The sequence below is a fragment of the Rhizobium sp. NXC24 genome (assembly GCF_002944315.1).
Classification (GTDB): domain Bacteria; phylum Pseudomonadota; class Alphaproteobacteria; order Rhizobiales; family Rhizobiaceae; genus Rhizobium.
The window spans coordinates 25,504-52,012 of record NZ_CP024313.1 but is presented as its reverse complement, the minus strand read 5'-3'; the positions used below and the strand labels follow the sequence as shown (position 1 = coordinate 52,012).

Below are 26,509 nucleotides of genomic sequence, written 5' to 3'. Positions count from 1 at the left end.
GTCCCTACCCGACAGGATACGCCCGAGCGTGAAGCGCGCATTCCGGGCACCGGCGCAACGGTCAAAGTCGCAGCTGCAAAGAAGCTCACCTTCCAGCCGGCCAAAGCGCTGAAAGATGCACTCAACAAGTGACCAACGGAAAGCCTCGCTCAGTCGAGCGGGGCTGCTGTCCTTTCTGGATTCACATCTGTGCCGTTGTTGGGGCGCTGGATAGGTTCTGCCTTATCAATATTCTCGGCGCTTTCCAGGTCATTCGGCTGATGGGGCGAGATGAATAATGTCTCCCCTCGACCAGCCTTCGGCAAGGTGCATTAGAAACTCCATCTCTTTTCTCAGAGCGACGGTCCGACTGACATCGTGTGCGTGCTCGTTTTCGGCGCGCACGTGATAAAATTCTCCGACCGCAATTCCCGCCGCTTTTCGCTTGTCCTCAAGCGAGGTCTTCAACCCTGCGAGTTCCTCCTTAACAGCGAAGTAGCGCCGCATAACGGCGATCAAACGCAGGTCGTTTTCCGCTTCATCCATATTGGCGCCTTCCAAAATGCTTTGATTAGGAAGAAGCAGATTCGCTCTCTCCTGTCACGCCTCGAACGACAATCGTCAAGATGATACTTTAGAAACATCTAAAGTAGAGAGGATGTAATATTCATGACAAAGCGAGAAGTATTCCATTCATCGCCTTCGGCGGCCCCGCAAACAACCCAATTTCCTTCATCTTGAAGGGTGATACCCGGAACTCTGACCCGTGTGTCGGGTGTCCCTTTCTAGTTCGTTCGCATCCAGCAGATAGCAATACGCGCGCCAACTGTCCGTTCACCGCATAATTTGAGTGAAAACCTAAAAAAGAAAAAACCGAACGCCCCCTTGCAGATCGTCCGGCTTTTCCCGCGACTACCTACTTCGACAGGGCAAACGGTCGGGTAGCATGTCGCTAGTTGGAGCGTATGCACGATATGAATATACAGACGCATTTCGCGTGCGCGAACTACCAAGGCAGGTAGGTTACCAAGTTTGACGGCCCGACACTCCGACCCTGCGGCTACCGCCTCGCACGCTCATCCGATCCAGCGAGATGTCGGAGAGCGCGCTTCATTTTCCTGATTATTGCCGCCGACATCGGATTGGTTTCCAGCGAACCACGCCCGCTCCAGGCAATCCTTATGCTTGAAATATCGCGCAAGGACTGCCTCGCACATTCAGCGCAAGACCAGGCCTTTGTCCGGCACTTGCTTCGCCGGTTGTCGGCTTTGAGACTGAATGTCAGAAACCAGACACTACCCGCCGCTGGGAAGTGCTTGATGAGCCTGCAAATTCACTTCGGCACGCGTTTTGCTCTGTTCGCCGCATCATCACCAATCGCATGGACGGTCTTTGGGACGAACACGGAGCCGCGCCCTGTCCGCTTCTGGTCCGACGGTTTTGCTGTGGCAATGACTTGGTGCGCGGTTGTGGACCCGAGAAAATGCAGGGACGTGTTGGATGCGATCTAGTTTAACTGCCACCGGCGGTGTGGGACTGATCCGGAGGAGGTGTTGGCGGAGACGTCGCTGGCGGGTACGGTCGAACCTCCTTCACCAATTCCTACGATCAGTCAATCTATGCCGAGTCCGACAGGTTCGACGTCACCCGATGGCACAACCCGCACCTGTCGCTCGGCAAAGGGCCGCAATTCTACCTGAGCGCTGCGCCGGCGCGCCTAGAATTGCGATGCGCCTTCCCTGCGCCGTTCGTGCCACTGGAGGATCTGGCGCTGACAATCGCCGTGGAGGGCATCGCCTCCATGCCGTCCTACATCATTCGCTGCCCGTAGCCTACCGGTCACCTTCCGCCCTTCCATCGCTTAGAGAGTGAAGCGCCACCATGTCCGAACACCCCTTGCCGACGCTGCCGATGTGGCGCCTCAATCACATCGAGCCCTCGCCCGAGATGCTAACGCTACGCGCCAACGGTCCGATCCATCGCGTGCGCTTCCCGTCCGGGCACGAAGGCTGGTGGGTGACAGGCTACGACGAGGCCAAGGCGGTGCTGTCCGACACGGCATTCCGGCCCGCGGGGATACCGCCGGCGGCATTCACGCCGGATTCGGTGATTCTCGGTTCGCCGGGGTGGCTGGTCTCGCACGAGGGGGACGAGCATGCCCGATTACGCACGATCGTGGGGCCGGCCTTCAGCGAGCGCAATATGAAGCTGCTCGCTCAGCAGGTCGAGGCGATCGCCACGCAGTTGTTTGAGACGCTTGCGGCCCAGCCCCAGCCCGCCGACCTGCGGCTCCACCTCTCCTTTCCGCTTCCGGCGATGGTCATCAGCGCGCTGATGGGCGTGCCTTACGAGGATCACGCCTTTTTCGCCGGGCTGTCCGACGAGGTGATGACGCATCAGCATCAAAGCGGCCCGCGCAGCGCGTCGCGCCTGGCCTGGGAAGAACTGCGCGCCTACATTCGCGGCAAGATGCGGGACAAGCGCCAGGATCCCGGCGACAACCTGCTGACGGATCTGCTCGCGGCTGTCGACCAGGACAAGGTGACCGAGGAAGAGGCGATCGGCTTGGCGGCGGGCATGCTTGTGGCGGGGCACGAGAGCACCGTCGCGCAGATCGAATTCGGCCTGCTGGCGATGTTCCGTCATCCGCAACAGCGCGAGCGCCTGGTCGGCGATCCATCCCTTGTGGACAAGGCAGTGGAGGAAATCCTGCGCATGTACCCGCCGGGTGCGGGCTGGGACGGCGTCATGCGCTACCCGAGGACCGACGTGACCATAGCGGGCGTGCATATTCCCGCGGAGAGCAAGGTGTTGGTCGGCCTGCCGGCGACCTCGTTCGATCCGCGCCATTTCGACGACCCGGAAACCTTCGACATCGAACGCGAAGGAAAGCCCCACTTGGCGTTCTCCCATGGGCCGCACTATTGCATCGGTGTGGCGCTGGCCAGGCTGGAACTCAAGGTGGTGTTTGGTTCGATCTTCCAGCGCTTTCCCCGGCTGCGCCTCGCCGTGGCGCCCGAAGAACTGAAGTTGCGCAAGGAGATCATCACCGGCGGGTTCGAGGAGTTCCCGGTGTTCTGGTGATGCAGCCGGGGATCGCGATCTTCTGCGCAATTTGCCGGCGCGCCTGACGCGCGCCGGTCAGATCGGCCAACCAACAGGTAACCAAGATGGACGTGAAAGAAACAACGGCAGCATGCCGGGACGCCTTCGCCGAACTGGCGTCGCCAGCGTGCATCCATGACCCCTATCCGTTCATGCGGTGGTTGCGCGAGCACGATCCGGTGCATCGCGCGACGTCGGGCCTCTTTCTGTTGAGCCGCCACGCCGACATATACTGGGCGCTCAAGGCCACGGGCGATGCGTTCCGAGGACCGGCGCCGGGCGAACTGGCCCGCTATTTTCCGCGTGCGGCGACCAGCCTATCGCTCAATCTGCTGGCGTCCACTTTAGCAATGAAGGATCCACCGACGCATACGCGTCTGCGCCGGCTGATCTCGCGCGATTTCACCATGTGCGAGATCGACAACCTGCGGCCGAGCATGGTGCGCATCGTCACAGCGCGCCTAGATGGCATGGCGCACGCGCTGGAGCGCGGGGAGGCAGTGGACCTGCATCGCGAATTCGCGCTTGCCTTGCCAATGCTGGTCTTTGCCGAACTGTTCGGCATGCCCCAGGAGGACATGTTCGGGCTCGCCGCCATCATCGGCGCCATCCTGGAAGGCCTGAGCCCGCACGCCAGCGATCCCCAGCTCGCCGCGGCGGACGCGGCCAGCGCCAAAGTTAAGGCCTACTTCAGCGACCTCATACAGCGCAGGCGCACCGACCCCCGCGAAGACATCGTGTCGATGCTGGTCCGCGCACACGGCGATGATGCCGACATGCTGTCGGACGCCGAGTTGATCAGCATGCTATGGGGCATGCTGCTGGGCGGCTTCGCCACCACTGCTGCGACCATCGACCATGCGGTCCTGGCGATGCTGGCGTATCCCGAACAGCGGCACTGGCTGCGGGGAGACGCCATGGGGGTCGAGGCATTCGTCGAAGAAGTCCTGCGCTGCAACGCGCCCGCCATGTTCAGCTCCATACCGCGCATCGCGCAGCGCGACATCGAACTGGGCGGCGTGGTCATCCCGAAAAATGCGGATGTGCGCGTGCTGATCGCCGCCGGCAATCGTGACCCGGACGCGTTTGCCGATCCCGACCGCTTCGACCCCGCACGGTTCTACGGCACAAGTCCTGGCATGTCGACCGACGGGAAGATCATGCTGAGCTTCGGCCACGGCATCCACTTCTGCCTCGGCGCGCAACTGGCCCGGGTGCAGTTGGCCGAGAGCCTGCCGCGGATTGAGGCGCGCTTCCCCACGCTCGTACTCGCCAAGAAGCCGACCCGAGAGCCATCCGCGTTCCTCAGGACGTTCCGCGCCCTGCCCGTGCGGCTGCATGCGCAGGTAGGGGGCTGAGATGCGCGTGGTGGTCGACCAGGATCTGTGCGGAACCACAGGGCAGTGCGCGCTGATGCTGCCCGTTACCTTTCGTCAGCGCGAACCCGACGGCGTCGCCCAAGTGTGCGTGGCGACGGTCCCGCAGGCGCTGCACGCCGCCGTGCGGCTCGCGGCCAGCCAATGCCCGGTCGCCGCCATTCGGGTCATTGAAAGCGACGCAGGCGATCGCGAGCGCGCCCGGGCCGACCCTGCGCCTTTTTCGGCAGAGGCCGAGCGGCATGCCACGAAAGACCAACGCAATCCAGGAGGACACGATGGTACGGTTTGAGGGCAAGGTGGCCGTGGTGACCGGCGCCGGCGCCGGCATCGGCAAGGCATGCGCGCTCGCCATCGCGCGCGAGGGCGGCAGAGTGGTAGTGGCCGACATTGATGGCCCAGCGGCGGCCGCCTGCACGGCGCAGATCGCGGCCGAAGCGGGCAACGCGCTGGCCCTGGCCATGGACATCGCCGATGCGCAGGCGGTGGCCGCGCTGTTTGAGGCGGCTGAGCAGCACTTCGGCGGGGTTGACCTGCTGGTGAACAATGCGAGCGCCATGCATCTGACCCCATGCGACCGCGCGATCGTCGATCTGGACCTGGCCATTTGGGATGAGACGATGGCGACCAATCTGCGTGGCACGCTGCTCTGCTGCCGCCAGGCCGTTCCGCGAATGATCGCCCGTGGCGGTGGCGCGATCGTCAACATGTCTTCATGCCAGGGGCTCAGCGGTGACACCGCGCTGACCTCCTATGCCGCATCGAAGGCTGCGATGAACATGCTGTCGGCCTCGCTCGCCACCCAGTACGGTCACGCGCAGATCCGCTGCAACGCGGTTGCGCCGGGTCTTATCATGACCGAACGTCTCCTCGCCAAGTTGGACGAGTGCATGCAAAGGCATCTGCGCCGCCATCAGCTCCTGCCGCACGTCGGCCGCCCCGAGGACGTGGCCGCGCTGGTGGCTTTCCTGCTCTCCGACGATGCTGCATTTATCACCGGTCAGGTCGTGTGCATCGACGGCGGCATGCTGACGCATGTGCCGACATACGCCGATGGTGGCAACAGTCGCGCCGGGCGACCGGCCGATGACACTACCAAAGCGGCCGCGGCGCCAGAGAGGTAATGGACATGCTGCTCAATCCGCTGAACCGCCGGCACCGGCTGCGGGACGACATCCCGGTCATGCCCGGCGCTTTCCCCCTGGTCGGGCACCTTCCGGCCATCGTTTGTGACCTGCCGCGCCTGCTGCGGCGCGCGGAACGGACCCTGGGCAGCCATTTCTGGCTTGATTTTGGCCCTGCGGGACAACTGATGACATGCCTCGATCCGGATGCGTTCGCATTGCTCCGGCACAAGGACGTGTCCTCGGCACTGATTGAAGAGATCGCGCCCGAAATCCTTGGCGGAACGTTGGTTACTCTGAACGGTAGCGCGCACCGGCAGGCACGCGATGGGATCAAGGCGGCATTCCTGCCGAGAGGCCTGACCGAGGCCGGCATTGGCGAGCTGTTCCAGCCCGTCATCCGGGCCCGGGTGCAGGCGTGGCGCGACCGCGGCGAAGTAACTATCCTGCCCGAAACCGGCGACTTGATGCTGAAGCTCACCTTTTATCTCATGGGCATCCCCGCCAAAGACCTGCCGGAGTGGCATCGCAAGTACCGGCAACTGCTGCAATTGATGCTTGCGCCGCCGCTCGACCTGCCCGGAACGCCCTTTCGGCGCGGCCGCGCCGCCCGCGACTGGATCGACGCGCAGTCGCGCCAATTCATCCGCGATGCGCGCGCGCATGCGGTGCGCACCGGGTTGATCAACGACATGGTGAGCGCGTTCGATCTCAGCGAAGACGCGCTCTCCGATGACGTCCTTGTCGCCAACGTTCGCTTGCTGCTGCTTGCCGGTCACGAGACCACCGCCTCGACGATGGCCTGGATGGTGATCGAGCTGGCGCGGCAGCCTGAGCTGTGGGACGCCCTGGTCGAGGAGGCGCAACGCGTGGGCGCAGTGCCGACCCGGCACGCGGACCTGTCGCAGTGCCCGGTCGCCGAGGCGCTGTTCCGAGAGACGCTGCGCATGCATCCGGCGTCCTCGCTCTTACCGCGTCGCGCGACGCAGGAATTGCAACTCGGCCAGCGGCGCATTCCCGCGGGCACCAGTCTGGGCATCCCGCTGCTGCATTTCTCGACGTCACCGCTGCTGCACGAGGCGCCTGATCAGTTCCGCCTGGCGCGGTGGCTGCAACGCACGGAGCCGATCCGGCCGGTGGACATGCTGCAGTTCGGCAGCGGCCCACACGTCTGCATCGGCTACCACCTGGTATGGCTGGAACTGGTGCAGTTCAGCATCGCCTTGGCGCTGACCATGCACAAGGCCGGGGTGCGGCCGCGGTTGCTGAGCGACGCCGAAAAAGGCCGGCGCTATTACCCGACAGCACAGCCCTCCATGAAAATCCGCATCGGATTCTCATGAGCTGGCATCGCATAGCCGGCTGGCGCGGCAGCGACGCCGGCAACACTGCGGCGGCTCTCCGCTCGCCCTCTCCGGTACAAGGACATGACCAAGATGCAGACCGGTTCCACGCTACACGACGACCAAACTGGCGTTTCCGCGCTCGACGGATTGGGCGCGCAGGCGCCCGGCGCATCCGGCAGGCTGCTGCCGGAAATCTGGATGCTGGACGGCACAAAGCGGGTCGAACAGGCACTGGCGCGTCTTCTCTGCGCCGAAGACGACGGTGAGGCCGAGCTGATGGCGGCGATGCGCTACGCCACCTTACATGGCGGGAAGCGCACCCGCGCCTTGCTCTGTCTGGCTGCCGGCGCACTGACCGACACCCCGGCGTACATGCTCGACCTCGTCGGCGCCGCCATCGAGATGATGCACGCCTGTACCCTGGTCCACGACGACCTGCCCGCAATGGACGACGACGTGCTTCGCCGCGGCCTTCCGACCGTGCACGTCAAGTTCGGCGAAGCCACTGCGATCCTGGTCGGGGATGCGCTACAGGCGCATGCCTTCCTGACCCTGGCGAGCCTGGATGCGCCGGGCGACATCCGTATCGCGCTCGTGCGTGAATTGGCGCAAGCGGTGTCCGCCGAGGGTGCTGCAGGCGGGCAGGCCATGGACCTGTCGCTGGTTGGAAAGCACGTTGAGGTCGGCAGGATCTTGGCGATGCACCGCATGAAGACCGGAGCGCTAGTGCGCGCGTCCGTTCGCATGGGCGCGCTATGCACCATCATGGAGGATGCCGCGCACGCTGAGCTGTACTGTGCGCTCGATCAATACAGCACCTGTTTCGGCCTGGCGTTGCAGGTGGTCGACGACATTCTCGACGCGACAGCGGATAAAGCGACGCTGGGCAAGACCCCCGGCAAGGACGCGGCGGCGCAAAAGCCGACCTGCGCGTCGATCATGGGACTACAGGCAGCGCGCCAGCTCGTGGTGGATCTATTTCGCGACGCGGGGGATGCCATCGCCCCCCTGGGGCCGCGTGCGGAACGGTTGGCCCAGATCCTGCAGCGCGCCAACGCGTATCTGTTGAAGCACGCGCCATGCGCATGAGCGCGCCCGGCCGCGTGGGGTCACCCCTGTGCCGCTGCGATCAGTGGCGGCAGCGGTTGCAGGCTTTACTGTGTCCAAATCCACGTCGCCGATCGCAGCGGTTGCCCAGCACTGCCGGCGCGCTACGCGCAAGCACTATGCGGTGGACCGCGACGGGCACGCGGCGACGTGCGCGTCCCGATCGTGGTGCTCGTCAACCGTCTGCAGAAGGAACATCCCGCGTGAACGCGCTGTCCGAACAGATCCTTTCCGAATTGCGCCACCTGCTGATCGAGATGAGCGATGGCGGCAGCGTTGGCCCGTCAATCTACGACACGGCGCGAGCTCTGCAGTTCCGCGGCAACGCCACCGGTTGGCAGGACGCATACGCGTGGCTCATCGCGCAGCAACAGGCCGATGGCGGATGGGGAAGCGTGGACTTCCCGCTGTTCCGCCATGCTCCCACGTGGGCGGCTTTGCTGGCATTGCAGCGTGCCGATCGTCTTTCCGGTGCTGCCGACGCAGTCCAGGCTGCAACCCGGTTCCTCCAGCGCCAGCCCGATCCCTATGCACATGCCGTTCCGGAAGACGCCCCGATCGGTGTGGAGCTGATCCTGCCGCAGCTTTGCGGCAAGGCCGCATCCTTGCCGGGCGGCGTGGCGTTTCCGCGTCACTCGGCGCTGTTGCCGTTGCGGCAAGCGTGCCTGGTCAAGCTGGGGGCGGTGGCGATGTTGCCGAGCGGCCATCCGTTGCTGCACTCCTGGGAAGCCTGGGGGACGTCGCCAAGCACCGCATGCCCGGATGGCGGCGGCAGCATCGGCATCAGCCCGGCGGCCACCGCCGCGTGGCGTGCGCACGCCGTGACACAGGGGAGCACGCCGCAGGTCGGGCGCGCGGAAGCGTATCTGCAGGCGGCATCACGGGCGACGCGCAGCGGCATCGAAGGTGTCGTTCCCAACGTCTGGCCGATCAATGTGTTTGAGCCATGTTGGTCGCTGTACACCCTGCATCTGGCGGGGCTGTTCTCGCATCCCGCACTCGCCGACGCGGTGCGCGTGATCGTTGCGCAGCTTGAAACCCGCCTGGACGTGCGCGGTCTGGGCCCGGCCTTGCACTTCGCGGCTGATGCGGACGACACCGCCCTTGTGTTGTGCGTCCTGCGCCTTGCAGGCCGCGACCCGGCAATCGACGCGTTGCGCCAGTTCGAAATCGGCGGGCTGTTCGTCACCTTCCCCGGCGAGCGCAATACCTCGGTGTCGACCAACATCCATGCCCTGCATGCGTTGCGACTGTTAGGAAAGCCCGCCGCCGGCACCAGCGCCTATGTCGAGGCCAATCGCAACCCGCACGGACTATGGGACAACGAAAAATGGCACGTTTCATGGCTGTATCCCACCGCGCATGCGCTCGCTGCGCTGGCGCAAGGCAAGCAACAGTGGCGCGACGAGCGCGCGCTGGCGGCGCTGCTGAAGGCGCAGCGTGACGACGGCGGCTGGGGCGCCGGTCGTGCGTCCACATTCGAGGAAACCGCCTATGCGCTGTTCGCGTTACAGGTGATGGACGGCAGGGAAGAGCCAATAGGCCGCGCGCGCATCGCTCAGGTGGTGGCGCGTGCGCTGGAATGGATGCTCGCCCGCTATGCGGCGCATAGATTGCCGCAGACGCCGCTGTGGATTGGCAAGGAACTATATTGCCCCACCCGGGTCGTGCGCGTGGCCGAACTCGCCGGATTATGGTTGGCGCTCAGTTGGGGGCGGCGCGCCCTGGCCGAGAGAGCAGGATCGGCGCCATGACCGAACGCGCTCTGCAGCAGGTGCTGGAGTGGGGGCGTTCCCTGACCGGGTTCACCGACGAGCATGCCGTGGAAGCGGTCAGGGGCGGCCAGTACATCCTGCAGTGGATCCACCCGAGCCTGCGAGATACCAGCGCTCGCACGGGCCGCGATCCGCAGGACGAATCGCTGATTCTGCCGTTCTATCGCGAACTGGCGCTGCTGTTCTGGCTCGACGATTGCAACGACCTTGGTCTGATCACGCCGGAGCAGCTCGCCGCGGTGGAGCGGGCGCTGGGACAGGGTGTGCCGTGCGCGCTCCCTGGATTCGAGGGCTGCGCTGCGCTACGCGCTTCGCTGGCCGCGCTCGCCTACGATGGTCGTGACTATGCTCAGCTTCTTGACGATACCCTGTGCTACTGCGCGGCTCTGCGCGCCGGACGCGCGCAGGCGGCAGGGGCGGAGCGCTGGTCCTACACCGAATACCTGCACAACGGCGTCGATTCGATCGCCTACGCGAACGTGTTCTGTTGCCTGTCACTGCTCTGGGGGCTGGACATGGCGAGTTTGCGCGCGCGTCCGGCGTTTCGCCAGGTCCTACGGCTCATTTCCGCGATAGGGCGCTTGCAGAACGATCTGCATGGACGCGACAAGGACAAGTCGGGTGGCGAGGCCGACAACGCGGCGATCCTGCTGTCGCAGCGCTACCCGGCTATGCCTGTGGTAGAGTTCCTCAACGACGAGTTGGCCGGCCATACGCGCATGCTGCACCGGGTGCTGGCCGAAGAACGCTTTCCGGCGCCGTGGGGAGCGCTGATCGAGGCCATGGCGAACCTGCCCGCGCGGTACTATCAGACCTCCGTCAACCGCTACCGCAATAACGCTGCGGGGGATGCCAGTGTGCGCAGGCCTGAACTCTAGACGGCGGCGTGCGCGCGCACTGCCCTGCTACCACGCGTGGCAGGTGGTGGCCGGGCACGTCGCTGGCGCGGGTAGCATGATGCGACGGCGACGGACAAAAAGAGTTATATCATACAACCATGTGAAAAAAATCTTTGCTCGCACTGTACCCGCTTGATGTCACGCTTCGGCCGTCTGCTCGCCGGCCTGTTCATGTTCCTCGGCCAGAATGCCGACAATCGAAAGAACCCGGTTCCTGATTCGGGGCGACAGCCGCAAAATGCCCTCGATCAGTCGGCGACCGTCAGCCGTCGCCAGGTATGCAATGCGTTCGTCAATCTCCGCGCCTTCTGGGTGGGGAACTCCGCTGCCGGGTTCCGGCAGGCCTTCGAAAAACCGCGCCACTGGCACATGCAGGCAACTTGCTATTTCATAGAGCATCGAAGCACTGACGCGGTTTTTGCCGCTTTCGTATTTCTGCATCTGTTGGAAGCTGACGCCGACGCCCTTGCCCAACTCGCTCTGCGATAAATCGGCTTGAATTCGGAGAATGCGGATCTGTTGTCCGACGTGGCGATCGACGGGATGGAACCTCTCCGATGGCGACGCCCCCCGCCGCGTGAAACTTGCTTCGATGTCTGTCATATAACTCATGCCGGCTCCTCTAAGGTCGCAAAAAGGCATGATAGGGGCAACCAGGCATCTCGACTTTCATATTTGTGATGCGATTACATATTCTTGATGCGAAATTCACGATTTCGGCGAGTTTTGCCGCAAAGCACGTCACCGACCGGGGCCAGCTTTGGGAGCGATGCTGCCCGACCGCTGCGCCGCGACTATTGCGCGGTTCAAAGCGTAGCGACGCGAGTCGGTATCGTTTTGTCAGACCGTCGGTCAGTTTGAAGATCGACGTGTTCCAGCCGGGTCGTCCCTTATCGAACAAGCATCGCACCGAAAAATGTACACAATAGGGGATCACGCTCCCGTTTCCCATCATGTTGGGGCCGATTTCAGCTCCGGCAATTGCGCCCCTGGTCGTCATTCAAGTATACCCGCAAAGGCTGGCGGCGGCGCATTGACCCTCCTATGGACCGGCAGCGTTCAAAGTCTTGCCAGACGCCATAATCGCATGAGCTCTGCTGGCGCCGAGATACCTGTCGATATCACATAGGGATCGGCGCGACTTCGTGGCGCTTGGCTGCCGCGCTTCTTGATAGGGAGTCCATGGCTGAGGTCGTTGACGAAATAGAGGGCAACTTTCTGCTCGCCCGCCACGGTCCATGACGTCAGGCTACCCCAGGACTTTTCAGCCGTTCGCCCGCTGTACTCACCAATGCCTTTGGCTTGGAGCCATTGAGTGACACATGCACGCGCGTTTAGGGGATTGACGACACGATCATTTGCACCTTGCCAGATCGTTATCGGAGGCGAGGGTCTCGGTCCGTCATTAATTTGCGCAATCGGGCGTCCCCATCCGCCGGACGGAGGAGCTGCCCCATCCTTCATCGCCCGCAAGGCGGACACGGCATCACGGGCGGATCCGAAAGGCATGCCGGCAACAATCGCCGCTCCCGCAAATATCTCCGGGTAGTTCGCCACCACCGCGCTCACCATCGCGCCACCGGCCGACAATCCCACGATGAATATTCTGGAAACGTCGATCCGATGCCGCTCGCACGCATACTCGATCATTTGCCTGATGGACATCACCTCGCCCCGGTCCCTGGCAACGGCGCTCGGCCGGTACCAGTTGAAACAGGTTTGCGCGTTGTTGGTGCGCCGCTGTTGCGGGTATAGGAGAACGAAACCACGATCCCTCGCGAGCTTCGAGAAACCGCTGGCCGCATGCAGACTTTCGGGAGACTGGAGGCATCCATGGAGAACAACGACGAGTGCCGGCCTCTTCGGCAAACGCGCCGGAACGAAGGACTTCATCAGAAGGCGGCCTGGATTGCTTCCGAAAGCAATGACCTCCAGCAGCCCAGCTGTTGCGCGAGGGGAAGGTGATTTGCTTGGTTTCCGCCGTTTGAGTGCCGGTTTCAAAGCCGTCTCGACCAGGCGGGTCATCTGTTTCTGCGTTCTGAACGCTTTCGAAAGGGATCGGCTGAAACTAAACCTCATGAGTTCTCGCGCTCCAACCGCGCGAGGAGTGCTCGAAGGCCCAGCTGGGCGGCTTCGCGCACCGCTTCGTTGAGGGCAAACCAGCGCTAGGTAAAGATTCCGAACGACGTCTCAGTGACGATGCCCATAATGCCTGCCTCCCCGAAGGCCTCTCTATGCGGCGACGCCGCTTGGCTCGCGACTTTCGACATGGCCCTTCGGAACGCCCAACGTCCGTTTCGGCGGCTACCGTACAACGGAAGAGGTGTCTACCATGCTCATCGGCACATATGTCGGGAAGTAGGCGACGCGGGTCAACGCGCCTTCGTCCGCTACGATACACTGAGGCTCGGCCGCGGAACCCGTTCTTTACGATTGCGCTATCGCAGAGCACCAGCCGCCACATGAGCAACAAACTCGCTTCGACATTCTTTTCCAAGTTCGGGGTGTTTTCAGAAGGGATACGAAACTCGTTCTCATCGGATATCCGTTGTGCCGAACAAGGATTGGTGCCCGCTATCGAGGTCGAAGTAAATATGCTGATCGAGGTGAAAGCTCCTGGCATCAGGCGGTGCCGTGCTTCGGACGAGCGAGCTGCTCGACCAGATCGTCGGCATCATTCCTCCGATCGAGATCCCTTTCCTTTGTCAACTTTGCTCGGATGCGTAGCGCTTCCTCTTCGGTCGCCTGCACAGGCTGGCCAGAACCCTCCGGAAGGCCCGCGCCGCTCTGGGCGATGGTGGAACTCTTAGGGCGGTCGTTCAGGCCTTCTGTGAACTTGTTCATGACAGTTCTCCTTCTCAGGTCCTAACGATGGCGACATCGGATGGTTCGGCCAATCGCGAAAAATTGGAGGAAAATCGACGAGAGACTGTTCTTCTACGCGAGGAGGCTGGCTACTGAGCCAGTTATAAGGCTAAACCCACCATTGCTAAGGCGGGAGAATCCGTCCTGAGGAACAGGTAACTCCAAAGCCCCCACTCCGTCTGGTGACCGAAAATTGCGAGTCGAAGGCGTCGGAGCCGTCGAGCATTCTTGGAAACTCGTTTTCGATCTCGATTTTTGTCAAACCACCCAGGAACTGACAGAAACCTCCGTCAGCCGTGCGTCTTCCCGGCTCTCGAGCGGCAGTAGGCCCGAACTCACAGGCCAAGCCTTGCGCTACCGCACGCAATCCTGCCTTGGCCACCGCGACAGTGTCAGGGCGGCCTAGCTTTCAGTGACGCGGTCGCGCCTGTGAACAGAAGCGCACCGCCGCCTTTCGGGATGAAACGCTTAACGCTAGCTCTTGCCACGACACAACCGGCTTTGGGATTTTGCCGCCAAAAGTCCTCGAATGTCTGTTCGTCAAGTTGCAAGGTCGATGCAGCCCGGTTTTCGCCGACATTAAACGCGATGAGTTCGATTGCACCGAGTCGTTCAGCACGTACTCAACCTCATCAGGCTGGGTCGGGTCGGCAACAATCACCTCAACCGTTGACATCAGCCAGTAGGCCTTCTTGCAGCTTTGCAACTCCTGGGGCGCGGCGATTACGATTGCGAGTCCTTCAGCGGCAAAGCGCCGCGCAAGCGCGGCACCAAGCCCCTGTTTGGCTCCGAACACCGGGGGCCTTCGCCACAAGAAGTCTCCTCGGTCAGCAGACACGATCGAAGATCAGGATGAAATTATTCGCTGGCAGGTCAAGCGTGCGGGCGAGCTTCAGGCCGTGCGGAGCCGCGGCCTTTTCCAGTTCGCCGATGTCCTTGAGACCCCATTCGGTCACACCAGCGGCTAGGATTTCCTTATCGAAAGCTTCGTTCGAGCCTGTCGTATAGTGGCCGTCGCGCTTGAACGGGCCATAGATTGCCACAAAGCCATCCGCCGCGAGGACCGACGACGCGAGGCGAGCAATGCCTTCCTGGATCGACACCCGGGCCACTTGAAAGAGGTTGATCACGAAGATCACGTCGAAGGTCTGGTCCTTCGGGTCGGGAAAGGTAGATGGATCGGTGAGATCTATGCAAATAGGATCGGCGACATTGCTGTTGCCAGCGTCCGCGCGCTTCGATTCGATCGTATCGAAAACATCAGTATCATAGTCGGACGGCAGGAAATGCACGCCGGAGAAATGCGGAGCGAAATAATTGATGTGAAGGCCCGCGCCGCTCGCTAATTCAAGAACCTTGCCCGACGCTGGGAAGATTTCCTTGAATGCTGTTAGGATGGGATCTTTGTTACGATTGCCGGCCCACGCGACATAGGGGCTCAAGGGATATGGATCGATGTCTGGGCGCTGATCAACTTGGGTCATACTGGTCTCCTTGGTATTTGGCTCGCCACCTTCGTCGAACCGGATGGAATTAGACGGGTTGGGCGAGGAGTTCGGAGAGGAAGCCATCGACAGCGGCGTTGAAGTCAGGATCGACCCCAAAGAGGTCGAGATTGCTCATAGAGCGTTTGATTGCTGTCCCCGAGGCGCTGGAACCCGGTTCCAATGACACAAAAATTGCGCCAAGATCAGTGCTGACAGCAGTTGGCTGATGGGTGGGTGTCCATAATCTGCCCCTCCTGAGCGGGTGCTTTGGTGCAGCCTCACTCTGCCAGAGCGTCCGTCGCTGTTCACACCTCATGTAATCTAATGCCGAAGGGGTGCGCCTCACCCGACCCCGATCTGATCTTGTGTTCAGATCAGCCAGTCAGATCGGGCTGATTGTCATCCCGAGGGGAACCAAAAGGGCATATAGGCGGACATTCCAACTTGTTCGCCACACTTCCATCCTTACCTCCTACACCAGTGGTCGTCGCGGCGCCCTCAAGCCTCAAGCTGACGAAGTTGACGAGATAGCGCATATTTCCGTTGGAGGTGCCCTATGGCTATGCTGAAAAAAGGCGGTTCCCGCAAGCGCAACGAGCGCCGTAGGTATCTTATCACCGGATATGCAGGCAGATGGGAGCCGCTCTTTGAGAAAAAGCGGAGGCCCGCGCGACCGCAGCGCGCGTGCTTTCTGGCGTGTCCGAAGGTGTCAAGCGCACCAAAAACACGGGCGGCACCGTTCATGACATATGTCATACGATCGGCGGACGAAGAGCCTGAAATTCAGATTGAAGAGATCGCCCCTCAGAAGGACGCGCTGAACATTGCCCTCGCGGCCGCAAAGCAGCGCGGCGCCGAGCGTGTCGCTGAAATCCTCAGGGGCCCGAGATGTTGTCTGCGGACGAGTTCGCCGATGAGATCAGCGCCACTCGTGAGACGGTGAACAGAAAGCGCAAGCGTTATGAAATTCTCGGGCTCGAAGGAGCAAAGCGAGATGTGCGCTTTCCAAAATGGCAAATCGGCGATGATGGTCAGCTGCTTGGCGGTCTCGCGCAACTGTTCGAAGCTTTTAACGGTTTACCGGTTTCTCCTTCAGGAAAGCGATAGCCTCGGCGGTCGCACCGGTCTTGAGATGCTGCGAAAGGGCATGATCGAGCATGCTGTGGGAGCGGCGCGCTCCATCGGCTGCAGTTACACGGGCAACCGCTCCAATCTGGAGCGCTTGCTGAAGGTCTGGCGTGAAGCCGAAAACATCCAACCTGACGACCCGCCTACCGACCCAAGCGCGCCATGAACCAGCGACAGCGTTTTCATCTGGCAATCAAACGCGATCCTTGGTCTGACAACATCGTCGCCAGTCGGTGGATGGAGGTTTGGACGCCGGAAACGGTCTTCGCCACCCGGCCGTCCTGCTGCGATGCTCTGTCGAAACAGAAGCTCAGCAACGTAATCGCCACCATCAGGAGCACTGTGAGCAGAGCCGACTGGGTTATGGTGGTTGGTTCAAATTGCACGCAATAGAGCAGCATGTTGCCAAAGGCGAAGGTGAAGAGGCTCGTGCGACCGAAGAACGTCAGCGACCTCCACAGCGAGGTCGGCGCAACCGACTGGCGCAAGGTAAGCAGGACAGCGGCGGCCGTAATGGCAAAAGCACCGACAACGCCGGCGGCGAAGTAAAGCGGATGGCTGTCGAGTCGCATGGCCATGTTCCCAAGGCCTCTCTTCGTTTCGCTATCGAGTATCCACGCGCCCGCGATGAGCGACAGCCCGGTGCCAAGGAGCACAAGCCAAGCGCGCCGAGTCATCCCTGCGGCCACACCCGAAGCCGAGCCCATCAGGATTTTCCCGAGCGCCATTCCGGATATGACAAGCGTCATGCCATGCAGGACGGAGGGGCCGCCGAGCTTGGCTCCCCCTATTCCGAACAGGAACATCGCGAGGCGGTCCACTTCCGTTGGCAAGCCAAATACTACGGGACTTGGCAGCCCGCGCAAGACCGGATGAAGAATGTGAATGGCGACGCCCAGGATCAGAAGCGGAACGAGGCCCAGGCGATTGCGCGTCCATAATAGGGCGGGAGCCACAGTCAGCGCGATTGCGTAAAACTTCAGAATGTCAGTGAACGGGGTTACCCCCAGCATGAAGATCGTCGATATGGAAAAGAATAACGAGTATTCCGACTTGGCAAAAAAAAGAACGACGACGGAAAGACTGTATAGCAGCCAGCATTGAATGGCCCGCGACCACAGAGGAGCGATCGATATACTGCGCTTGTCGGTATCAAATCGTGGCCTGTATACGACTTCAAGCATCGTTCCGAAAAGAACAATGAAGGTTGGCGTTGAAAGCGCCATCAATAATTTAAGACCATCAACATAGGGCTCCTTAAGAAAGTCTGCTAATTTGGACACCGCCAAGACGTGACTGCCCATGGCCAGGAAAATCGCACATGACCGGGCCACATCGATCCCAACTATCCGATCTATCTTCATATTTACTGTCATGCTCCGGCAATTCTCCTATGGATAAGCAAAAGGGCTTGCCTACTCACAAAGCCAGACCGACAACCCCAGTCCGCTTGCGCTCTACCAATGATCGTCAGGGCAATAGTCTGCGCCGAAGCAATGCTGTCGACAAAAGGAATGGAATGACGATGAGATGCAAAGTGCGCCGACATGTAGGCAGACGTCGACGACGGGTGACCGAGCATTAACGGGCGTATGATCGATCGAATGCACCAAAGGCAGAAATCAAACCGCCAACCATGCGCTGATTTTTTGAGCGACCTATGGCTCCGACGGTTCGAGATGAATTTCCCAAGATATTCTCACCGCACTCCAGTAGACACGCAAAGCTCCAGTTCTTTTCTAAGCGGTGATTTTCAGTTTTGACCTCTCTAATAAGCATCTCCGAAAGATCGGTAAAATTGATTGGTTGGATCGCAATGATCTAAGCAATGGATGGTAGAATGCGTATTAAGGTCTTCGCGGGCAGTTTCACTCCTGTCCTTGGCGTAGCGCGACAAATCAGGCCAACAGCCAGAGCGCCATTCTTCAAAACCGTCCTCTGCGAATCGGTCCTCGTCGCCATCGGCAAGCATGAAAACACTCCTGCCATGGCTGCGTTCCCATAATGACCAAATGGGAAAGCACGGGCGATAAACTCCAGTACAACGGCATTGGCAGCCGCCGAGCCGTTCGATGACACGAGCAAATGGCTGAGTGATCTGCCAAGACAGCCAATCCAGGGAGCGGGAAAACTGGGGGTCACGCCGCAAGATTTTGCCTGCTTAAGTCGACCATCCGCAACGGCGGCTCAGACTTGAAGAACGCGATGAGCGCCAATCGGCGACCAACGCATCTGACGCTTTTTGTGCATGCGGGCATTGACGAGGCTGTTGGCAGCACTTTCAGCAGGTGAGCTAGAATCGGCAAGCCCGACCAGTACCGCTGGCAGTAGTTGACGATCGAAGCTTCGTTCTGGATCACGTAGGTGCGAAAATTGTGATCAGTTCATATAGTCGCCTGACTTTGCCGTTCGCATCGCGCAGCCCGGCGTGCTGATCCAATTGGGCAAGCATCTGCTTTACGGCCTCGGTTGCCTCTCGGACATATCCACTCCGTAGGAGATGTCGAAGCCTTGGCACATGCACCGCAACGTCTCGGAGATAGACGTTCAGATCCTGGAGATACTTGATGCCCTCCAAGGCCTGTTCAATGTGCCGCAGCCGCATCGATAGATGAAACCAGTCAAGGATACCCCACGTTTTTCCCAGTCCCGCTTGGCTTCAGTCCGACGGGCGTAGCCGTATAAGACCATCAGAGAATCCCGCTCCTGCGCCTTGACCAACATTGAATATGCCCTTGCCATCACAGGCAACGTGCTGTCCGACGTGTTGGAGAATTCCGGAATGAGCGCATTATTGACGATAACATACAGGTTGAATTGATTTCGCTTCTGCTGAGGTGGGATGGTTTGCCGACGCAAGGACCGCGTACGGCAATGTGAGAATCTGCGACGAGGACCTCCGTCTGAGTGAAGCTCTTGGAAGTCATGGGCGAGGCTTAGAGACCGCGCCGACCTCGTTCGGACCGCTCTGCGAGCCGGAAGCTTTCTTGCCTTCGACTTCTCATTTTCGACAGGTCCCTAATGAATTGCCAAGCCGGGCTGCAGCGGGAAACCCGTCCGGATAACAGGATCACAGCGTTCGGTTGCATGCCGGGCAGTCGGACTCATTGTCGGCCTTCTGACAATGTTGGGTATGAAACACTGCCCATCAAAGCGATCATGTTGTCCAAAAGGGGTTTTCTGGATGGCACGGCATTTGCCTCGTCGAATCACAAATACCGTATGGCACGAACCTGCAGGAGTTCCTCCATGAACAGCTTCCGGCAGTCGCTACTGCAAGATCTGCGCATGCGAATCCGCCCCTCGGCTGCAAGCGGAATGGCCGAGCTTGTAACCAGACAATCCCCCTACTGCATATGGAGACGCCAAAATCTCGCGACGCGGGCAACGACTGGACAACAAGTCGCTCGATCGTCCCGCCGCTTAATGAGGTCCAAGGGTGGACATCGATGAGCGCCTCGAGCAAGGCCTGACGGTTCCGCGATGCCGACGTTAGGTGGATCGCCTAATCTGTTTGCACTCGTTCTGCACAGTAGGATGGATGATGGCCAGCACAAAGGCTACTTGAACGTGAACGTTTTCGAAAGTGCCTGGAGGTCACCGACCTCATCCTTCTTGGCCGACGTGGCCGTACTGGGTGTCGCATTCGTTTGGGGTGCGAGCTATCCGGTCGCGAAAGGCGCACTATTCTATGCGCCGGTTTTGATCCTCATTCTTTATCGTTTTCTGATTACCACGATCTTTATGACAGTGGTGGCAAGACATGAGATCGCATTGATCTCTTGGGGCGATTGCATCCGTGGCATCATACTGGGAACAATACTTTTTTCGATTTTTATTGCTGAAACTTACGGTGTTGCATCAACAAGCGCCATGAACACGGCCTTGATCATTTCGCTTTGTGTAATTTTCACGCCGATCATTGACTATGGGCTATCAGGGCGACTTCCACCTACGGGCATATTGGCAAGTGCTGCCATATCCTGCATCGGTGTCGGCATTCTCACTGGTGGGATCGGCAAGTTCAGTCCGGGTGACGCGCTCGTGCTGGGGGCTGCGATACTGCGAGCGATTATGGCCGTTTCCACCAAACGCCTTCTGGTCGGCCGGCAGATTTCGTCTGCGGCACTGACGGCCATTCAGGGATCGGCGGTGGCAACACTCACTTTCGTTTTGGCCGTCGATCAATTCGGAATCCACGGCCTTATTGTGAAGGCCACCCTTCAGTTTTGGGGCGCTGTCGCTTTCCTTTCACTCTTCTGCACCATCGCTGCATTCTACATTCAAAACGCCGCGGTCAGAAAATCGACGCCGACACGGGTTGGTTTGTTGATGGGAACAGAACCCTTTTTTGGTTTCGTCCTCGCCCACCTTCTCCTGACAGAATCATTGACCGCAACGGGCTTGATAGGTGCCGGCCTCATCCTCGCCGGAACCTCTGCCGGCATCTTTTTTGAAAGTAGGACCTGACAAATGAACCTTGTCTCAATTTCGATCAAACCATCTGTCGGCGGCATTTTGAGTTTCGAAGATCTGGAGGCTTTTCCTGACCGAAACGCACCAGTTGCAACCATGTTCAGCGGCGGTCTCGACAGCACCTACCTTCTCTACAAGCTGCAAAGCCTTGGCTTTGCAAATGTTGAAGCTGTCGCCGCAGATGTCGGAACGTCCATCGACAAGCCTTTGCTGGAACAGACGGCAGCAAGGTTCGGCGCGCGCTTTGTCTGTCTCGAAGGGCGGGAAGCTTTTGTCGAACAAGGCGTGAAACCCGCCATTCGGGCCCACGCCAAGTACCTTGCCAGCTATCCGTTAAGCAGTTCTTTGAGCCGTCCTATAATCGCCTCGTTGATTGTTGCTTATGCAACGTCAATCGGCTCACGGCTACTTCTTCATACAGCAAATCTTTCGCAGAATAGCCTTCCCCGCCTTAACAATAGCATCAAGCGCTCGGGATTTTCCGGTAACTTCGGCAGTCCGTATGAATACTCGGTGATTTCCCGGCAGCAGAAGGCCGCCGCCCTCTCCAAGTTCGGACTGACCTTTGTGACGGACCGCACGTGGAGCGGGGACGAAAACCTCTGGTGCCGGGAATTCGAATCTGGACCTTTGGACGATCCCGAAAACTTTTCTATCCCGGAAGAGGCATTTGAGTGGACGCGTAACATTGCCGCGCAGCAGCCGGTAGAGATCAAACTGGGGTTTATTGACGGAAATCTCGTCTCAATTGACGACCGTGACATTGCACTGATCGACACAATCCCGCTCCTGAATAAAACAGTTGGTAAATTCGGACACGGCCGCTTTGTCGGGCTCGAACACATCTCAACCGGTGAAAAGGTTCTCGAGGTTCGCGAGGCGCCCGCGGCGGCCATCATCATGGACGCGCTGCGGCACCTCGAGACCGCTTCCCTTGGTGTCGGATCAATCGTGTTGAAGCAAGGGCTTGAGCAAGCCTGGTCCCAGGAGGCGGTTTCAGGTGCATGGGGCAGTACTATTCACAGGATGTGCGATCGGGCCATAGCGTCCGCACTCGAGGGCGTCAGCGGAAGCGTCAGCTACATAGTCGACAACACGCGCTTTTTGCCTCGGTCCATCATAGCCAGCACACCGAAATACATTACGAACCGCCACCTTTGGGAACATCAAGCCGCGAGGCATCAAGCGTCCTCTAAACTTCCCCCTCGCCATCGCCAAGACGGGAGACATCCATGAAAAAGGTCGCACCCCAGGGGCTATGCAGCTTCCGTCAAGAATGCACTGATCATCTGGCGACAAATGGATGGTGGTTTTCGAGAGGTGAGCGCAGCGAAGCCGGCTTCGGCATCGAAATTGATGCTGGCTGGAACAACTTGGCTGACCATTGGAATCGACTGCTTCTCGATGAATACATGCGTGACGGTGGGACCTATCGCTACCGGCGCTATGGTGCGTTTGAATATGACGCAGTGGAGGGAATTTTCCGGCTCCTTCCGCATGCCCCTTACGAGCAATCGAAAGCCATCAACCACTTGAATGGCGGCTTCAAGCGCTACTTCGAGCCCTTTGAACAATCCTTTATAGATCATCCCATCTTAAACAAGATTCTGACAGGTTTCTGCAGAATTCTATGTGAAACCGCAGGACATGATCGTTGGAATATTAAGCTTCATCCCTACCGGATTGTTGCACGCGACGGTGTAAACGGCAAACCAGCACCCGAAGGCCTTCACCAGGACGGGGTGGATTTCATCGTTTCTTACATGATCGCGCGAGTTAACGTGACCGGCGGTATGAGCACGATTACTGATGCCTCAAAGCGGTTACTCGGCGATGTCGAAATGAACCTTCCAAATGATTTTGTGATCTGCAACGACCGCAAGACGTTTCATGATGTATCATCGATCGTGACCGACAATCCGAAAATGCCGTTCGCATATCGTGACGTCCTTGTCATCGCCTTCGAGAAACTATGAATCAGGTCCGAACCTGAGCACGTTGCGAAAATCGGAGTAGCGAACGTCCCTAATGCCAAGAGCGCCAAGACCATTTTCAGTGAGCTTGAATACGAAATTGAACGTGAGATCCTCTCTGCTTTTCCTGCTGCAAAAAACAACGGGCAGGATAGATTTCTTGCATTTTGAGCAACAAGAGCGTGTTATCAAACGCGGCCCTTATAACAAACAAACAGCAATTGATCGCGGTCAAGGGCCTCCCACGGGTATCTCTGGGATCCGAAGGATGGGAATGTTTGGACGCTGCTCGCAACGCTTTCCAACATCCGGACCGTTGAAGAAATGAGCTGGCTTCCGAAATGAAGAAGATTGCCGGAGAGTGCTGGAAATCATGGTGTGGCCGGATGGCAAGATCTGTTAAACCCATTCTATCAGAAGATGCTATCGCCAGCGCTCCGGCACGACAACGCCGCACCCGCTAAGCTGCCTCGGCGATGGATCTGTACCCGATCGACGATGGGCGGCTGCATCATCTCGTGTGTGCAGGTCCGGGGTCGCGTTGCGAAAGAGGTCACGTGATAGCCGAGTTCCACGCCGTAGCGGGCCGTGGATCCGATGCAGGTATTTTCAGCAGCCGACGATGATGAGATGGGGAATGCCATGTTGGCGAAGCTGCTGATCTTGGCAGAATGAATGAACCGGTGTCGACGACCTCCACCGCCAGAATAGATGTCCATTTCTGCCGCCTTGAACGGATACGAACCTCTGACCCTCCTATTGACGCTCGGCGATACCCATGACCCGTTGATATTTCAACGAGTTCCGAATTTGCCTAGAAGTCGAAGGGATCCTTCAGGTCAAGTTGGCCATCACATATAGAACCGATAGCGCGGATCGGCTTCTACTCCATCCGGAATGTACTTCAGGATTTCTCCCACCTGACGGGCAGCCCGCATGGTTATCGGCAGCGCTCCATCGAACTGGGTATTGTTCCAGTTCATCTTCGTGAGAGCCATTGTCTCATGGAGAAGGGCATCCCATTCGGTCCGATCTCGGCGTTGGCAGCGCAGTATTAAAGGGTTCGGCACGTACATTCCGGGATACGTGGCGAAGAAATCCACGCTACCCCGCGTATAAAGAAGCGAGGAATCTTGATCGACGCGCATCGCGGTTCCCCGCAATGGCGGGTAGTCCCCCTGCCTTACCAGCTTTATTGGCGACCGTCGCGGCATCCAAATGAAGTCTGCCATGGTCACCCCAGCTTCATCCAGGGCCGCATTCAGTCCTTCAAGCTCATCATCGTGGAATCTCGAGCTCTTATGGATCACCAATCGCGCGGGGTAGTTGGCGTGCTCGCGCTTGTAAGCCCCCAACGATCTTTTCAACAGGGAGTGGGCGTCATCCCGGCTGAGATACGGGTTACGGTCGTGCTTGTCCTCAAGAGCAGTGCCTCCCTTAAGAATGAGGCCCTCTCCGCGTTCATCAAACAGCTGTGCGGAGCTCGTCCGCAACGAACCGCGCGAAAGGTCCTGGAAAAAGCTTATGCCGAGATAGGTCGTGTCGTAGCTCTTACGATCTCTAATCATTCGCCAAGGGGTGCCACCGGCCTTGTAGTAGAGGGCGCAGAAGAAGTTCCACGCTCTCGTGGCTTCATCCTGGACCCGGCGATCGGACAGGCGAGCGAGCTTTCGCTTGATGATCGCGCTGTTGTCGTATGTCGATGGCCAGATAAGCTGAATCGGAATCTTCATCGGCATCGATGCTGCCTTCAGGGCACCCCGAAAGTCCTCGTAAAGACCGTTTTCCGGGTCGTCCGCATCTTCGCTGTCGCCAGTACCTCCGCTTCCAAGAGCCTCTTCCTCCGCAATTCTAAGGTTTTTCACGCGCTCGATGATTTCTATAGGCAAGGCGCAAACGATGACGTGCGGTGGTCGATCCAGCTGCGATAAGTCGCGGATTTCCTCTATGAAAAGGTCCACCGCCTTCTTGATCGCGGTCTCATCGGCAATTTCCCTCACCACGTCCGAGATACTGGAAGTGGCCAGAATGCGCTGGTGCTGATCATCAATTTCGAACCAGCAACGGAAGGGGCCTCCGATGCCGCTGCCAGGAAAAGCCGGGAATAAGTTTGGCTGGCGGCTTTGTTTGGCCGGGACTATGCTTTCGCAGCGCCGGAACCATTCACGCAGACCATCGACGGTGCGGGAGCTCCCGATCACTCCGACCTTTACTGTCTTCGTCCGATCCAGGCTGAAATCAACTGGCCCATGGTCGATCAGACCAAAGCGCACGTCCATGTGCCGCCCTTCACTGCCGAACTCCAGCAGCGGCTCGCCGATGTGCTGCAGTTTAAAGATCGAACTCAATCTGGCCCGCCTTCCTTGCCTTTATCAGATCAGAATCTTCGCGGCTGCCCCAGAGCTCGTCGGGCACCCCAAACTCGTGGGAAAGAGGCTCCACGGGGTCGAAGCTGAGATAAGGGTACTCGTAGTGGAGCAGATCACCCTGCTCTGTCAGTAGGGCCCGCCACACGCGAAGATGGCCGCGAACATTTGAGTTCGTCTCGAACATCTTGATCGTTGTGAGTCGTTCGGCGCCATATTCGTATTCGATCAAGCCGTCGCGCGTGAAGTGATAGGTCGGATCGACTGCGAGGTACCATTCTCCATCGATCTCTAAAAACCGGGGAAAGAACGCTGCGTGCCGGACGTATGCGGCGCCTGTGCCATCCAACTTCCTTCCATGCTGGGTTACTACGGCCCGCTTGCCGTCGCCGTGCCGATCTCGGAAGGTGTAAACGACCTTATCGCGCTTCTTCAGATGACCTTTGAAAAAGTAGTATTTTTTTGGTCGGTCAAAGACTAGCCGCTCCCGCAAGCGCTCGCCAAGGCATCGGTTAAGCAATTGGACGAAAAGCCGTTTCGTAACCTCATCGTCGGAACTGAACCATTCCTCCGTCTCAACGATGTCCACGCTTCCTTGATCACAGGCCCGTTCGAAAAGGGGACCTCCCAGGTCGCGAAAGGAAACAATGTGTCCGTTGTGGACGATCCAGTCGATGGGCGGTCGCTCCTCTTTAATTAGGAGGGCCTTCCTGACATCCGTCATGTCAAGGTCGGTCGATGCAAGTTGGATCCTAAACGGAAAGCTTGCCTTCAGGAGGTTAGTTTCGAGCAGCTCTACAGAACGAAGGGACGGCACCACCATTCCTGGACGGGCGAACTCAGCAACAAGTGCAGCCAAGCGAGGTGCAGTCGTTTCCGTCAGCGAATCCTTCTCCCGATCGAAGACGATCTTTCGGGATTGCGTGTTTTCCGGAACTTGGAAGTAGCTCTGGACAGACTTCCAGCAGATGAGGTCGCTCGTTCGATGAATAACGACCAAGATGACCGGGACGTTCGAATTGAGCCAGTAGTCCAAGTCTCGCTGCTCTGGCCGGTAGGCAAAAGTCTCGCCGTTGTCCTCCGCGAGTTGATCGACTGTCTTGAGCTGAGCGGCAATGTACTGCGCCCTAACCTCACCGGTCTCGGCATCGCGCAGTTCGAGAAAGCCGTCGATACCGGCATCCAAAGCCCCGGTCGGATGAAAAGCAATGCCGACATTCAGAACACGAGCGGAGAACCGGTGGACGCCTTCCTCTCCCGCTAGCTGATTCCGATGCAGCTTTTTCACGATTTTCCCTGTTAAGCCCGAGCAGATCCCCGAACGAGAACATAGGAGGAACCGTCGGCAAAAACCAGAGCGTTGCCGCAGCCTTGCCCAGTTTTCTTAGGCCAAGATGCAGATCAGACAGGGATTAGAAGTGCATTTAGCCAATTTGCTACAGCATCGCCAATTCCGAAAGGCCTATCTAAAAGCCTCGGGGAAAATAACGACTTCAAATTGCA

21 protein-coding genes and 4 pseudogenes are annotated in these 26,509 nt (G+C 59.2%); 14 read left to right on the top strand and 11 right to left on the bottom strand.

Annotated features, from left to right (window positions below):
* Window positions 1-12: 12 nt before the first annotated feature.
* Window positions 13-132: pseudogene (locus tag NXC24_RS21985) on the top strand (HU family DNA-binding protein); the annotation flags it as partial.
* Window positions 133-249: 117 nt separating this feature from the next.
* On the opposite strand, the gene NXC24_RS21980 reads toward NXC24_RS21985, so the two are convergent.
* Entirely contained in the window at window positions 250-525 is a 276-nt protein-coding gene (locus tag NXC24_RS21980) for a hypothetical protein (RefSeq protein WP_104825582.1), read from the bottom strand.
* A 1,335-nt stretch (window positions 526-1,860) separates the two neighbouring features.
* On the opposite strand from NXC24_RS21980, the gene NXC24_RS21965 reads away from it, so the two are divergent.
* The 8 genes from NXC24_RS21965 to NXC24_RS21930 all read left to right on the top strand — a co-directional run bounded on the left by NXC24_RS21965 (window position 1,861) and on the right by NXC24_RS21930 (window position 10,690).
* On the top strand, window positions 1,861-3,063 hold the full coding sequence (locus tag NXC24_RS21965; protein ID WP_104825581.1) for a cytochrome P450: 1,203 nt from the start codon (window positions 1,861-1,863) through the stop codon (window positions 3,061-3,063).
* Window positions 3,064-3,149: 86 nt separating this feature from the next.
* A complete protein-coding gene (locus NXC24_RS21960; protein WP_104825580.1) occupies window positions 3,150-4,442 on the top strand; it encodes a cytochrome P450 in 1,293 nt (430 codons plus the stop codon).
* 1 nt (window position 4,443) lies between these two features.
* Window positions 4,444-4,752: a ferredoxin gene (locus NXC24_RS21955; protein WP_104825579.1), complete on the top strand. Its 309-nt coding sequence runs from the start codon at window positions 4,444-4,446 to the stop codon at window positions 4,750-4,752.
* Window positions 4,739-5,584 carry an SDR family oxidoreductase gene (locus tag NXC24_RS21950; protein ID WP_104825578.1) on the top strand — a complete coding sequence of 282 codons (846 nt, stop codon included), beginning with the start codon at window positions 4,739-4,741 and terminating at the stop codon, window positions 5,582-5,584. Before NXC24_RS21955 ends, NXC24_RS21950 begins: the two co-directional genes overlap by 14 nt.
* Window positions 5,584-6,927 (top strand): cytochrome P450, encoded by a 1,344-nt coding sequence (locus NXC24_RS21945; RefSeq protein WP_104825577.1) that lies wholly within the window; start codon window positions 5,584-5,586, stop codon window positions 6,925-6,927. Before NXC24_RS21950 ends, NXC24_RS21945 begins: the two co-directional genes overlap by 1 nt.
* A 93-nt stretch (window positions 6,928-7,020) precedes the next feature.
* Window positions 7,021-8,019: a polyprenyl synthetase family protein gene (locus NXC24_RS21940; RefSeq protein WP_104825576.1), complete on the top strand. Its 999-nt coding sequence runs from the start codon at window positions 7,021-7,023 to the stop codon at window positions 8,017-8,019.
* Between the two features lie 221 nt (window positions 8,020-8,240).
* Window positions 8,241-9,791, top strand: coding sequence for a hypothetical protein (locus NXC24_RS21935; protein WP_104825575.1), 1,551 nt, complete (start codon window positions 8,241-8,243; stop codon window positions 9,789-9,791).
* Window positions 9,788-10,690 (top strand): hypothetical protein, encoded by a 903-nt coding sequence (locus NXC24_RS21930; protein ID WP_104825574.1) that lies wholly within the window; start codon window positions 9,788-9,790, stop codon window positions 10,688-10,690. The genes NXC24_RS21935 and NXC24_RS21930 overlap by 4 nt, the downstream gene beginning before the upstream one ends.
* A gap of 159 nt (window positions 10,691-10,849) precedes the next feature.
* Here the strand turns inward: NXC24_RS21930 and NXC24_RS21925 are convergent, their stop codons facing one another.
* The 5 genes from NXC24_RS21925 to NXC24_RS21905 all read right to left on the bottom strand — a co-directional run bounded on the left by NXC24_RS21925 (window position 10,850) and on the right by NXC24_RS21905 (window position 15,060).
* Window positions 10,850-11,314, bottom strand: coding sequence for a helix-turn-helix transcriptional regulator (locus NXC24_RS21925; RefSeq protein WP_245464062.1), 465 nt, complete (start codon window positions 11,312-11,314; stop codon window positions 10,850-10,852).
* A gap of 456 nt (window positions 11,315-11,770) precedes the next feature.
* Window positions 11,771-12,790, bottom strand: a complete 1,020-nt coding sequence (locus NXC24_RS21920; protein WP_104825572.1) for a PHB depolymerase family esterase — start codon at window positions 12,788-12,790, stop codon at window positions 11,771-11,773.
* A gap of 543 nt (window positions 12,791-13,333) precedes the next feature.
* On the bottom strand, window positions 13,334-13,555 hold the full coding sequence (locus tag NXC24_RS21915; protein WP_104825571.1) for a hypothetical protein: 222 nt from the start codon (window positions 13,553-13,555) through the stop codon (window positions 13,334-13,336).
* A gap of 430 nt (window positions 13,556-13,985) precedes the next feature.
* Window positions 13,986-14,372: a hypothetical protein gene (locus NXC24_RS21910; protein ID WP_104825570.1), complete on the bottom strand. Its 387-nt coding sequence runs from the start codon at window positions 14,370-14,372 to the stop codon at window positions 13,986-13,988.
* A gap of 31 nt (window positions 14,373-14,403) precedes the next feature.
* Entirely contained in the window at window positions 14,404-15,060 is a 657-nt protein-coding gene (locus NXC24_RS21905) for a DUF938 domain-containing protein (RefSeq protein ID WP_104825569.1), read from the bottom strand.
* An 891-nt stretch (window positions 15,061-15,951) separates the two neighbouring features.
* Here NXC24_RS21905 and NXC24_RS35820 point away from each other — a divergent pair.
* On the top strand, window positions 15,952-16,170 hold the full coding sequence (locus tag NXC24_RS35820) for a hypothetical protein (protein WP_245464047.1): 219 nt from the start codon (window positions 15,952-15,954) through the stop codon (window positions 16,168-16,170).
* Between the two features lie 203 nt (window positions 16,171-16,373).
* Here the strand turns inward: NXC24_RS35820 and NXC24_RS21895 are convergent, their stop codons facing one another.
* Window positions 16,374-17,567, bottom strand: a complete 1,194-nt coding sequence (locus NXC24_RS21895) for a hypothetical protein (RefSeq protein ID WP_245464046.1) — start codon at window positions 17,565-17,567, stop codon at window positions 16,374-16,376.
* A gap of 811 nt (window positions 17,568-18,378) precedes the next feature.
* Window positions 18,379-18,820, bottom strand: a pseudogene (locus NXC24_RS21885) (ISKra4 family transposase); the annotation flags it as partial.
* A gap of 908 nt (window positions 18,821-19,728) precedes the next feature.
* Here NXC24_RS21885 and NXC24_RS21880 point away from each other — a divergent pair.
* The 4 genes and pseudogenes from NXC24_RS21880 to NXC24_RS35805 all read left to right on the top strand — a co-directional run.
* Entirely contained in the window at window positions 19,729-20,661 is a 933-nt protein-coding gene (locus tag NXC24_RS21880; protein WP_245464045.1) for a DMT family transporter, read from the top strand.
* A gap of 3 nt (window positions 20,662-20,664) precedes the next feature.
* Window positions 20,665-21,903 (top strand): argininosuccinate synthase-related protein, encoded by a 1,239-nt coding sequence (locus NXC24_RS35815; protein ID WP_104825568.1) that lies wholly within the window; start codon window positions 20,665-20,667, stop codon window positions 21,901-21,903.
* Window positions 21,900-22,643, top strand: a complete 744-nt coding sequence (locus NXC24_RS35810) for a 2OG-Fe dioxygenase family protein (protein ID WP_104825567.1) — start codon at window positions 21,900-21,902, stop codon at window positions 22,641-22,643. Before NXC24_RS35815 ends, NXC24_RS35810 begins: the two co-directional genes overlap by 4 nt.
* A gap of 282 nt (window positions 22,644-22,925) precedes the next feature.
* Window positions 22,926-23,040 (top strand): annotated as a pseudogene (locus NXC24_RS35805) (IS1595 family transposase); the annotation flags it as partial.
* 151 nt (window positions 23,041-23,191) lie between these two features.
* Here NXC24_RS35805 and NXC24_RS35800 read toward each other — a convergent pair.
* The 3 genes and pseudogenes from NXC24_RS35800 to NXC24_RS21855 all read right to left on the bottom strand — a co-directional run.
* Window positions 23,192-23,303 (bottom strand): annotated as a pseudogene (locus NXC24_RS35800) (isochorismatase family protein); the annotation flags it as partial.
* 188 nt (window positions 23,304-23,491) lie between these two features.
* Window positions 23,492-24,988, bottom strand: coding sequence for a hypothetical protein (locus tag NXC24_RS21860; RefSeq protein WP_245464044.1), 1,497 nt, complete (start codon window positions 24,986-24,988; stop codon window positions 23,492-23,494).
* On the bottom strand, window positions 24,972-26,294 hold the full coding sequence (locus NXC24_RS21855; RefSeq protein WP_158704524.1) for a DUF4365 domain-containing protein: 1,323 nt from the start codon (window positions 26,292-26,294) through the stop codon (window positions 24,972-24,974). The genes NXC24_RS21860 and NXC24_RS21855 overlap by 17 nt, the downstream gene beginning before the upstream one ends.
* Window positions 26,295-26,509: the final 215 nt, after the last annotated feature.